Origin of the sequence: Aequorivita sp. CIP111184 (assembly GCF_900489465.1) — a bacterium.
Taxonomy (GTDB): domain Bacteria; phylum Bacteroidota; class Bacteroidia; order Flavobacteriales; family Flavobacteriaceae; genus Aequorivita.
Genome location: NZ_UEFQ01000016.1, coordinates 50,591 through 62,446, shown reverse-complemented (window position 1 = coordinate 62,446; position 11,856 = coordinate 50,591). Strand labels below are relative to the sequence as shown.

Annotated in this window: 11 protein-coding genes; 8 read left to right on the top strand and 3 right to left on the bottom strand. The window is 36.7% G+C overall.

Annotation, left to right across the window (positions count from 1 at the left end):
• Nucleotides 1-142: 142 nt before the first annotated feature.
• Nucleotides 143-979 carry a glucosaminidase domain-containing protein gene (locus AEQU1_RS06155; protein WP_111879659.1) on the bottom strand — a complete coding sequence of 279 codons (837 nt, stop codon included), beginning with the start codon at nt 977-979 and terminating at the stop codon, nt 143-145.
• 1 nt (nt 980) lies between these two features.
• Nucleotides 981-1,904, bottom strand: coding sequence for a 1-aminocyclopropane-1-carboxylate deaminase/D-cysteine desulfhydrase (locus tag AEQU1_RS06150; RefSeq protein ID WP_111879657.1), 924 nt, complete (start codon nt 1,902-1,904; stop codon nt 981-983).
• Between the two features lie 221 nt (nt 1,905-2,125).
• Here AEQU1_RS06150 and AEQU1_RS06145 point away from each other — a divergent pair, with 221 nt between their 5' ends.
• Genes AEQU1_RS06145 through AEQU1_RS06130 form a run of 4 tightly spaced genes read left to right on the top strand, consistent with a single transcriptional unit; the run spans nt 2,126 to nt 7,735 of the window.
• The gene (locus AEQU1_RS06145; RefSeq protein ID WP_111879655.1) at nt 2,126-2,917 is read left to right on the top strand and encodes a hypothetical protein; all 792 of its coding nucleotides are present in this window, start codon (nt 2,126-2,128) and stop codon (nt 2,915-2,917) included.
• A gap of 11 nt (nt 2,918-2,928) precedes the next feature.
• A complete protein-coding gene (locus tag AEQU1_RS06140; RefSeq protein WP_111879654.1) occupies nt 2,929-3,771 on the top strand; it encodes a hypothetical protein in 843 nt (280 codons plus the stop codon).
• Nucleotides 3,772-3,788: 17 nt separating this feature from the next.
• Nucleotides 3,789-4,610 carry a hypothetical protein gene (locus tag AEQU1_RS06135; protein WP_146743723.1) on the top strand — a complete coding sequence of 274 codons (822 nt, stop codon included), beginning with the start codon at nt 3,789-3,791 and terminating at the stop codon, nt 4,608-4,610.
• 41 nt (nt 4,611-4,651) lie between these two features.
• Nucleotides 4,652-7,735 carry a choice-of-anchor B family protein gene (locus tag AEQU1_RS06130; RefSeq protein WP_146743722.1) on the top strand — a complete coding sequence of 1,028 codons (3,084 nt, stop codon included), beginning with the start codon at nt 4,652-4,654 and terminating at the stop codon, nt 7,733-7,735.
• 95 nt (nt 7,736-7,830) lie between these two features.
• Here AEQU1_RS06130 and AEQU1_RS06125 read toward each other — a convergent pair whose 3' ends face one another.
• Nucleotides 7,831-8,580, bottom strand: a complete 750-nt coding sequence (locus tag AEQU1_RS06125; RefSeq protein ID WP_111879649.1) for a hypothetical protein — start codon at nt 8,578-8,580, stop codon at nt 7,831-7,833.
• A 39-nt stretch (nt 8,581-8,619) separates the two neighbouring features.
• Between AEQU1_RS06125 and AEQU1_RS06120 the strand changes: the two genes are divergently transcribed.
• The 4 genes from AEQU1_RS06120 (at nt 8,620) to AEQU1_RS06105 (ending at nt 11,471) form a co-directional block, all read left to right on the top strand.
• Nucleotides 8,620-8,787 (top strand): hypothetical protein, encoded by a 168-nt coding sequence (locus tag AEQU1_RS06120; protein WP_181566720.1) that lies wholly within the window; start codon nt 8,620-8,622, stop codon nt 8,785-8,787.
• A 160-nt stretch (nt 8,788-8,947) separates the two neighbouring features.
• On the top strand, nt 8,948-9,115 hold the full coding sequence (locus tag AEQU1_RS06115; RefSeq protein WP_181566719.1) for a hypothetical protein: 168 nt from the start codon (nt 8,948-8,950) through the stop codon (nt 9,113-9,115).
• A gap of 31 nt (nt 9,116-9,146) precedes the next feature.
• On the top strand, nt 9,147-10,802 hold the full coding sequence (locus AEQU1_RS06110; protein WP_111879647.1) for a tetratricopeptide repeat-containing sensor histidine kinase: 1,656 nt from the start codon (nt 9,147-9,149) through the stop codon (nt 10,800-10,802).
• Nucleotides 10,803-10,805: 3 nt separating this feature from the next.
• Complete coding sequence (locus tag AEQU1_RS06105; RefSeq protein ID WP_111879645.1) at nt 10,806-11,471, top strand: response regulator transcription factor; 666 nt, start codon at nt 10,806-10,808, stop codon at nt 11,469-11,471.
• Nucleotides 11,472-11,856: the final 385 nt, after the last annotated feature.

Below are 11,856 nucleotides of genomic sequence, written 5' to 3'. Positions count from 1 at the left end.
TGATGCTATTTTTACTTTAATTGCTTTTGAAGGAAAATTTTAAAAATAACCAATGCTAAGGAAAACTTTCACGTTACTTATCTCTTTATTCTTGGCTCTGTACATTTTATTCTTCGCACGTCGTTCGAATTTTTTTCAATAACTATTGGTTTTTCACTGGATGAAGGTATAAAACCTGACCAATGGAAATGTCATTATTTCGAAGTCCGTTGTATCCTTTTAATGTTTCCACGGTAACGTTAAAACGCTTTGAAATGCTGTAGAGTGTATCGCCAGCCTGCACGGAATAGGTGCCTATTTTAGAATCGTCGGGATCTATGTTGCTAACTTTTCTACCCAGTACTTCGTTGTCATAAGCTTCAAGGTTATACCTTTCAATAATACCAATTAGCTTATCAGGATATTTTGGATCTGTTGCATACCCAGCCTTCCGTAGGCCTTTTGCCCAACCTTTGTAATCGTCTTTCCTAAGCTTGAATAAATCTTGATAGCGACTACGCTGTGTTAAAAAAAGCGAATGATCTCTATAAGAATACTTTGGATCATTATACTTTCGGAAGCATTCCCCGCGTTCATCATCATCGTGATATACACTATCGCCTTCCCAACCGGTGTGGCATTTTATGCCGAAGTGATTGTTCGCTTTTAAAGTAAGTTCTCCCGCACCAGCACCACTTTCCAATATACCTTGTGCAAGGGTAATACTCGCTGGAATTCCATACTGAAGCATTTCTTCTTTAGCAATCCCGCTAAATTCATTTATATAATTGGCCACTCGTTCGCTGTATGGAACATTTACAGGAATTTTAACAACCTTAGGTTCTTCGGCTTTTGTTTCCTTTTCTTTAATAGGCTGCTTCACCCGCACTACTCTTTCAGTTGTATGCTTTTTTCTGTGATTTACAGCGACTTTTTTCGATTTACAACTGCTAAAACAAATACTACATATAAGAAGAAGGGTAATTATTCTGCCAATCATTTTATTCAATTATAGGAAGGTTTTTATTTTTCAATTTTTGGTTCATACCTGCAATACCTTGTAGGCCGCCCGTATGGACTGCAAAAATACGGCTATTTTCTTTGAAATGTCCCTTTTTTAAAAGATCCATAATGCCGTAAATCATTTTTCCAGTGTAAACAGGATCTAAAGAGATTTTGGTCTTTTCTCTAAACTCATTTATAAAACGAATTAAATCAATATCTATTTTACCATAACCACCAAAACAATAATCGTCGGTGATTTCAAAGTTTGTTTTGGGAGTATATTTTGCTATTTCTGCAGCTTGGAATGTTCCTTTTAAAGCAGAAAAACCTAAAATTTGTTGTTCTTTATTTGATGCTTTCACCAATCCCGCCATAGTGCCCCCAGTTCCTACAGGCACACATATATAGTTAAAGGAAGCTGTTTCATTAGATAAAATTTCCTCACATCCTTTAACAGCCAATGCATTGGAACCCCCTTCTGGTAACAAATAGAAATCGCCAAATTGATTTTTCAAGTTAATTATGAATTCAGGATTGTCTTTATCCCTATATGCTTCCCGCGAAATAAAATAAAGCCGCATACCACAGCTCTTTGCAAAAGAAAGGGTTGCGTTTTCCGAAATTTTCACTTCCAGCTCTTCACCCCGAATCACTCCTATGGTTTCAAAACCAAATTCTTTTCCCGCAGCAGCCACTGCTGCAATATGATTTGAGAAGGCCCCGCCAAATGTGAGTAACGTTTTTTGCCCTTGTTCTTGGGCAGCTTGAATATTGTATTTGAGTTTTCGAAATTTATTGCCTGAAACGAAGGGATGCAACATATCTTCCCTTTTAATAGACAAAGAATTACCCAAAATATTAAAAACGGAAAGATCTATTTTGGCAATAGGTGAGTTATTATAAATAGAAAAGTGTTCCATAAATGCAAAGATACATATTGAAATCTCGATTTATAAAAAAGACAACCTTATTACTCTTACAAAAAATCCTACATATAAATAACAAAAAAATGAATTATGTAGGAAATAGCTGATAATTAATAGGTTATTTCATAATTTCTTTAACTTTTAACCCAAAAATTTGCACTTTATCGAATTAATATTATACTATTGTACTAATATTTTCAACATAACCCCAAATTATGAAGATAAAACTACCTACACTGTGGTCAGCTTTTGCGACCATTCTTTTCTTGACTAATAGTATTTCCTACGCTCAAGTAGGGATAAATACGACAACACCACATGGTATTCTTGAGGTAAATGGAAACAATCAAGGGATTGTTCTTCCAAGAATAGCCCTAACATCCAAAACAATACAAGCTCCTGTTCTAAACCCGCAAGGGGGAAATATTGTACCTGGCACTGTGGTTTACAATACCGCAATAACTTCTGGAATTAATGCTGTGTTTCCAGGTATTTATGTTTGGACAGGTACAGAATGGCAGAACAAGTTCACAAAAAAAGAAACGAAAATTTATAAACAAACCACTTTACTTCAGCCTGCGTCAAATGGCGGAGTTCAAAATGTTCCTGGCATGGGTCAAACATTTACACCAAAATATAGTGGTCCATATAAAATGGAGGTTAGTGTCAATTTCGGCGGAGGCTATGTTGCTGATGCTTCTCCTCAAATGGATATAGTTCCACAAACGGGAATTTTTGTTTTTACAATTAATGGCACTCCTTACAGCGTTCCCGCAAAAACAAATTGTACGCTTTTCGGCACACGATATTACGCAATTTGGCAACAAACTTTCATCATTGAATACCTTAATCTCAATGCAAATACGGCCTATCCATTTAATTTAACATTTGATATGGATCCAGCTCCAGGTTTTGAAAACAGTGGAAATTCAGGAAATGGTCTTGGTTATATTGGTGTCCCAGATCACGTGCCATGTTCAGTTGAATTTACTTATATAGGAAACTAAAAGAATAGAAGATGGAAAAAAACTACTTAATATTTTTTAAAATATGTCTCTTACTTTTACTAACCACCAGTCCGGCAGTTGCCCAGGTTGGCATTGGTACCACCACCCCGAAAGGTGCATTGGATATTGAAAGCACACAATACGGTGTTGTTTACCCAAGTGTAGCGCTTACAGCAACAAATGCAGAATTACCCGTATTAAACCCAACTACCGACCCATTAGAAGTAGGCACTACCGTCTATAACACTAATACAACAAGTAACGGCTCCTTTGATGTGGAACCTGGTATTTACTCTTGGAATGGTAGCTTATGGGTGCGTCATTATTATAAAAGACAGGTTGAAGGGTTTAAACAAACTGCTGTTCTTCGCAGCAGCTCAAATGGAGGCTGGGAAGTTGTGACAGGTTTCCCAATAACCTCTCCCAAAACTTTTTTTTCTAAATATACCGGTCAATATAAAATTGAATTAAAACTGGACTATGGTGGGGGAGCTATTATTGATAATGCCGATGTAAATGTGGCATTATTTGAGGGTGATTTTAGGTTTACTTTTGAAGGAACCCCCTATCTCATTCGTGCAAAATCTTACTCTACATTCAATAAATATATAGGTACTGCTCCGGGTACTCAATTTAGCAATATTTCTTCCCAAGTGTTCAAGACTATCTACGTTAATTTGGTTGCTAGCACAATCTATACATTTTCATTAGAATTTGATCAGTTTGCAGACCCAGACCCAGCTCTAAATATTGGCTTTCTGAATAATGGAAATAATAGCGGAGTTATTGATGGTCGTGGCTATGTAGGTAAGGATATCCCTTGTATTATTGAATTTACCTATTTAAAAGAATAATCCAAAAAATGCAAACCATGGAACGAATTTATAAATTAGGAATATACTTAGTGTTTTTATTAGCTTGGTGCTGGGCTAGTTCACAAGTGGGCATTGGCACATTGACTCCAAAAGGAATGTTAGATTTGCAGAATAGCAATTCCACCGGCTTAGTTTTTCCCAAGGCAGCACTTACCGCTACAAGCCTCGGAACTCCAGTAATTAACCCCAATGGCGGACCATTGGTAGCTGGGACAGCCATTTTTAATACTAATACAGTAAATGATGTGTCCCCAGGCATATATGTTTGGGATGGAACCCGATGGATTCCGCAATATATGCGGGAAGATTATAAAATTTATGAACAAACCCCATTGCAACAAAGAGTAACTTTGGGTAGTAAAGACTATAATAAACCTACTTCAAATTGGGTATATATTAATAATTTTGAACCTGGAGTTAATTCTTTTACTCCAATTTATACGGGCATGTATAAAGTAAAAGTAAACCAACAATTGGGGGCTGGTAAGGTAAAGCTTCCTGTTGCTCCCAATAAAATTATGATGGCTACTCAAGAAGGGTTGTTTAGATTCAACTTTAATGGCACTAATTATTTAACTTATAGTCATTCTTACTCAATGTACAACGCCGCTATAAACGGAGGTACTTACACCGAACAATTTCCACACGATACACAACTAACATTATATCTAAGTCTTACAGCCGGCGTTCCCTATCCTTTCACAATGGAATTTGACATGGTGGTTGGGGATGAATTTGACGATCCTGAAACAGGGCCAGGACGTGGTTATATAGGCGTTGACAAACCTTGCTCAGTAGAATTCACTTTTTTAGAATAAACTTGACACCAATTTCCATTAAATCAATAATAACTCCAATTATGAAAAAAATATTACTCTTAGCTGTTTTAATGAACTTTACCTTCACAATAGCTCAAACGCCTTGTTCTGGCGGTAATGCAGGTGGATATCCATGCAATGGACTTACATTACAATCTTTTATTTCCCTTGCATCCATGGGCGCCACCAGCGGAAACGATTCCTGGGGCTGGACCGACCCACAAACAGGCAAAGAATACGCATTAATGGGAGTGAATAATGGTACAGTTTTTATAGACATCACAAACCCAACAAGTCCACAAAATCTAGGTAAATTAAAATCGCATAATAACGTCAACAGTTTATGGCGCGACATCAAAACCTACAACAACCACGCCTTCATAGTAAGTGAAGCAAGCGGACACGGTATGCAGGTTTTTGACTTAACACGCTTAAGAGGATTAACTGCCAATTCCGGACGTACGTTCACAGAAGATGCCCATTACGGCGCTTTCGGTAAATCTCACAACATCGTGATTAATGAAGAATCAGGTTATGCATATATAGTGGGTTCCGGACTATACGGCGGAGGTCCTCACTTCATTAATATTCAAAATCCAACCAATCCCATAAATGCTGGGGGATATTCAGGAGATAGCTATACACACGATGCTCAAGTTATTGTTTACCATGGTCCAGACCCTGACTATCAAGGAAGGGAAATACTTATAGGAAGCAATGAATCAAAAGTGGTTATTGTGGATATTACAGATAAAGCCAATCCGATAAAAATTTCATCTCTTTCCTATAGTAATTATAATTATACACACCAAGGGTGGTTCACCGAAGATGAGCGTTATTTTATTCTTGGAGATGAAGAGGATGAAGTTCATGAGGGCTTTAATACGCGCACGCTTATTTTCGATTTCAACGATTTAGACGCCCCAACTTTAAAATTTACCTATTATGGCCCAACAGCTGCTATAGACCATAATGGTTATGTACGTAAAAACAGATTTTATCTTGCGAATTACGAAGCCGGCGTCCGTATAATAAAAATTTCAGATATAGCTAATGGCGTTATGACAGAGATAAACTCATTTGACACTTACCCTGAAGCAAACAGTGCAAACTTTCACGGTGTCTGGAACATTTATCCCTATTTCAACAGTGGAAACCTATTAGTAAGCGACTACACCCGCGGATTTTTTCTTCTGAAAGACCCAAATTACGATAATACTGATCCAAATGCAGTATGTCAAAATATTAATGCTACGCTAACAAATTCGGGTTCGGTTACTATTAACGCAAATATGCTTGATGGGGGTTCTACTGATAATAAAGCGATTGTAAAAAAGACCATCAGCAAAAACACTTTTACTTGCAAAGACCTAGGTCCCAACCTTGTTGATTTTACAGTAGAAGACGACTATGGCAATAAATCAACATGTACTGCCACAGTTACCGTAGTGGCCCCAACAACAACCTATTCTGGAAATTCTTGGAATAACGGCACCCCAGGTCCCGGTTCCAACGCAAAAATTAGCAGCAATTATGACACTTCAATAAAAGGCAGTGTTGATGCCTGTACCTGTGAGATAGATGCAAATAAAACCCTTACCGTTGCAGCGTATGATTATCTGAATGTAACAAAAGATATAACTGTTAATGGCAATCTTATTGTACAACATCAAGGTAGCGTAGTTCAATTTGAAGATGATGCTACAGTTGCTAACAACGGCTTAATAAATGTTGAATACACAACTCCTTTTATGCTTCCCAAAACCTTTTTAGCAACAGGAAGTCCGATGACGCTAGAAACCCGCGAAGGAGCCTTTGCCAGTTCTTATCAGGTTAAAAACCATTTAACCGAAAATTTTGTGCCAAATCCAGAGGTTGCTTTACAGTTTCCAGGCGCAGAAAACTTTGCCGACGATAATAGAGATGATTGGGTGAATTATTCTGGTGCAATAAATCCGGGGGAAGGCTATTTAGCATTTCCACAATTAAATGGAACTGATGGTAATAAAACCTATGATATCACCTTTGAACAAGGCACCCTAAATAGTGGGCATATTGATTTCAATGTAATTTATAACGGAGACAGTAACAGTAGCCCCAATGTATTGGCCAATCCATATCCATCGGCGATAAGTGCCATAGATTTTATAAACGCCAATTCTATGATTAACGAAGTCTATTTCTGGAATCCAAATACGCCACCAAGTCCATTATTGCCTGGTGCATATACTATGAATTTTAACATGGAAGATATTTCAATGTATAATCTTATGGGAGGTACACCAGCTCCATCAGACCCAACACAAACCGATCCAAGTGGTTATATTTCTACTGGACAAGGCTTCGGCATTAAAGCAACAGCAGCAGGTGTTGCTACTTTCACAAACGCTATGCGAGTTACAGGAAATAATAACGTTGCTCCCCGACCATTAGCAGATGGCAATGACCGTATATGGATACAGGTTAAAAACGAGCAGTTCCAAATGCAAAATAATACACTAATTGGCTTCTCTAATTTAACAACTTCTGGTATTGATCAAGGATATGATAGCCGAAGATTGGCAAATGTACTTTCCCTATATACACATTTGGAGAATGGAAGTGAAGAGTTTGGGATACAAAGCCGTGAAATCTTTGAAGATGGCGCTAAAGTACTTATGGGCTTTTCAAGTTTGTTGGACGAAAACCTTGAATACAACATTTCAATAAAAGACATACAAGGCCCAGGTTTCGATAATGCCACCGTTTTTCTTATAGATAATGAATTAAATATAAGCACCAATTTATCTCAGGAAAGCTACACCTTCAAAGCAGAAAAAGGAACTTACAATAGTCGCTTTACCTTACAATTTAGAAGCAATGAAGTTTTGGGAGATACTGCCACTGCTCTTGAAAAAGTAAGCGTTTACCCCAACCCAACAACTAGCATACTCAACGTGGTTTCACCAGAAGCAAAAATTTCCACCTTAGAGATTTTTGACGTAAGCGGAAGAAGACTAAAAAATATGGATCTTTCTACTGCAACACATTATGAAGTTGATATGAACAACCTTCAAAGCGCTATTTATTTTGTAAAAATAAGTACCGATAAGGGTTCTGTTACTAAACAGATAATTAAACAATAAATCCCCACAATACATTATTCGCTTAACCTAAAAATGACCGCTTAATAGCGGTCTTTTTATTTGGCAGAAAATCACATTTAAAATTTGAAGGGCCACTATTTACATATATACTTCCCTATCATATACCGCGTAATAGGCTTCAATGTCTTCCCAGTCAATGGATGCAGCTCATAACTAGTAAAATACTCAAGATCCCCATCCTTGTTTTTTCCATACCAAATGCGAACAGAGCCATCATCATTAAAAAATTTGGAATCACAATTAGGTGTCACCTTTTTAAAACCCGCTATTCGTTCCTCTTTATAAACTTTAAGGTTTCCCTCCCTAAGCTTTTCTGAGTCATAGGAAGCCTCAACATAATGAGTTTCCTCCCATTCCATCCATTTTTGCTTGGTAAAAAAAGCGTATCCGAAAAAAGAAATAATCAATAAAAAAGATATTGAAATAGTAATCCAAAAATACCTGTTATTTCGCCTTTGATTATTGCTACCACCATCCGTCATAACTTCCTTTTCCTGTCTATTATTGAAGTCTGTCTCAGCAGTTATTTCTTTAGTATCTTTTTTTAAACAACTTTGATTTTGAAAATCAACATAATCCTTATACCCTAAATATTGAGCTAAAGCTAAAATAACTTGTTGTTGTGGAATATCAATATCTCCATCGGTTCTACTTTTTGCTTTCTTATAATAATCTCTCAGCCTACGGTCACCATAACTAAAACTTTTAGAAATAATAGATGAAAGTTCTTTTGCGCATTGGTTATTTGATGGTGAGTTTATCCCCTCACTAACTAGTTCCTCACGCACTTTCGTAAAAGCTTTCAAAAGTAATTCTTTATGCATATACCCTATTTTTCAATGATTTAAAACTACAAAAACCAGATGGAAAATACTTGGAAATTCTTCTCCATAACGTTTCCATTTCCTTTCCATTTCCTTTCCACACTTTCCAATCCTTTCTTTCTTCATTTGCTTCAGTATTGCAATGCCGCCTTAGGTGTAATAAGGTTTCCGAAACATTTCAATACTACTAATGGAGCCGCAGCGTAAAGTGATTGGCCATGTTGAGAAGTAACCCCTTGCCTTACTTCTGCGCTCCACACTTCTCAAAATCAGAAGGGTTCCCCCTTCCAATTTCACGTGTTGTCATAAAAAACTACTGGGAAAAACCCGGAAGGCATCACCAATATCAATTTTTAAACTATACAAAATGAAGAAAATAGCTTTAATTTTATTTACGGTTTTCCTCAATATGGGTCTTTCTTCCTGTACCCCACAAACAATGTCAGAGGAAGTGAAAAGTGCACAAGCCTGTTGTGGCGATGACGGTGATTTTCCTCCACCCCCACCTCCTATTGGTGGTACTGGCGGCGGATAAATATCTGCCAATTTGTTAGTACTTTAGAGGAATGAAAAACAACCAGCTTTCATTCCTCTTTTTTTTCATTTTGGCGGTATTTTTATTTCCCTCTTCGGCATATTCCCAAAAATCAAAAGATTCCATCCATCGGCTTTACCAGGCAATTGTAAGTCCGAATAGTACTTCCAACATTCCCCAAGGAATAAATTTCTATACCCTAAAAAAGGATGTGGATCTAAAACGGAAAGATACCTTAGCTGCCGTCATGGATTTACGGCTTATAGCAATGGGGCAGTTTAAAATCGGCAATATATATGACAGTGAAAATGCAGTGGTGGAGGCCCTGAGCCTAATAGAAAGTTATCCTCAAAAAGACACCGTAATAGAGGGCAGAAAAGCGCTTTATAACCAATTGGGACAAATCTACAGGGAATCTAATAATTATGATAAAGCCCTGGAAACCTACAACCTTTCACTTGAGTACTCTAGAAGTTTATCTGATAGTATTACAATTATCAACAACAAAGCTAATGTATATAAGGATTTAGGCAACTATGAAAAGGCGGCAGAAAACCTTGCCTTAGCATATAAGAAGATAGAGGTCAGCGCCGATTCCTTAAAACTTGCGATGGTGCTTGATAACTTGGGTATTGTCCAATCCAAATTGGGAAACCCCAATGCGCTTTCTAATTTAAACAGAGCCCTTCAAATTCGTGAAAGCAAAAACGATCTTTCAAAAACCTATTCCAGCTATAAAAACCTTGCGCTTTATTTTTTTGATATTAATAATGAGAAGCAAGCACAGCTATTTGCCAATAAGGCATACCAAGCAGCCACAAAGCTAAATAGCATTACATACCTACAAGATGCGCTATCCCTTTTTGTCAGCATGAATGCAGATCCTAAAATTGTTCAATTCAAAAAAATTACCGACAGCATTGCAAAAGCAAAACAATTGGCGGAAAACAAAAATGCCTTTATAAAATATAATGTGGAGAATGAGCGAAAAAATACAATGGCAGCACAACTTCTTCAAGAAAAGGAAAAAGGGCAAAAAGTATTATATATGATACTCGGAATATTCACATTGATTATGGCTATTTTTATTATTTTACTTTTAAGAACAAAGCACAAAAAAGAAAAAATCCGTCAAGTGTATAATACCGAGGCGCGCATTTCAAAAAAAGTACATGATGAGGTTGCGAACGACTTATATCACGTAATGGTTAAAATACAGGGCAACACCTCAGCCAATGATGAAGTACTAGATGACATCGAAAATATATATAACAAAACCCGCGACATTTCAAAAGAAAACAGCGCAGTAGAACTTAGCGAAGATTTTACCGAGCAATTATCAGACCTCCTCCTGAGTTATAAAAATCAACAAACTACAGTAATTACCCAAAACATTTCCAAAATGAATTGGAAAGCGGTTTCCGATATAAAAAAAATTACGGTTTATAGAATTCTGAAAGAGCTAATGACCAATATGTCAAAACACAGTCAAGCTTCGTTGGTAGCTTTATCCTTCAGCCAAACTAACAGTAAAATAAATATTACCTATTCAGATAATGGGGTTGGTTGCCAAATAAAAAATAAAAATGGTCTGCTGAATGCGGAAAACCGTATTCAAACCTTAAACGGAACTATTATTTTTGAATCAAAACCCAATGAGGGGTTTAAGGCAAAAATCACTTTGTAAGTTATGTTCAAGAAAGTTTTAATTTCGGAAGATCTAGGCAGCATAAGCAATGGTATTGTTTCCATTTTAGAGGCCCTTCATATAGACAATTTTCATCAAGTACAATATTGCGATGATGCTTTTTTAAAAATCAAAAAGGCAGCCCAAAGTGAACAACCCTTCGATTTGTTGATTACAGATCTTTCCTTCATAGCAGATCATCGTAAGCAAAAATACGCTTCAGGAGAAATTCTTATAAAAGCGCTTAAACAGGAACATCCCACTATTAAAATAATAACCTATTCAGTAGAAGATCGTGCACAAAAAGTGCGATCCGTAATGCTGGACAGTAAGGCGGATGCCTATGTCTGTAAAGGCAGAAACGGCCTAAAACAATTAGAAGAGGCGATCTTTAAAGTATACAAAGGTCAAACCTACCTTTCACCACAAATTAGCAATGCGTTACGGAAAACATCAACATCTGAAATTGACGATTTTGATATTGAATTGATGAAACTCCTCGCTAACGGATTATCTCAAGATGAAATAAGCCAAAACTTCAAGAGTCGGGATATCATCCCAAGTAGCTTGAGCGCCATTGAAAAACGAATTGTAAAACTTCGCGCGAATTTTAATGCAAAAAATGCTACACAGCTTATATCTATCGCAAAAGATTTAGGGCTAATTTAACCTATCATACAGCTAGAACTCCTTGTAAATGCTATCTTTTCCTAACTAAATAGTTTTATTTTTAGTAAACCAGAAAAAAAAAGCCTCAATTACGGAAAACCGCAACGAAATGGTATTAAGGATCCCTATTTTGGTATCGATTTAGCCGCAACTTATTTCTGGGGAGAAAAAAGTGGCTAAAATCAGTCCCTTACGGGGTTCCGTAAGGGATTTTTTGTTATTTAAGAATTAAAGCTTTATAGTTAGTACAAAGTAATCTCTTTGGCTGCGTATATAGGTCACAAACAATACTAAAAAGTAGGTCTAAGGGATGGAAAATTAATGCTAACCAAAACCAATAAAGTTTTTAGAAAAGAGAAATAGTTATTATACTTTAAAAAAGGAG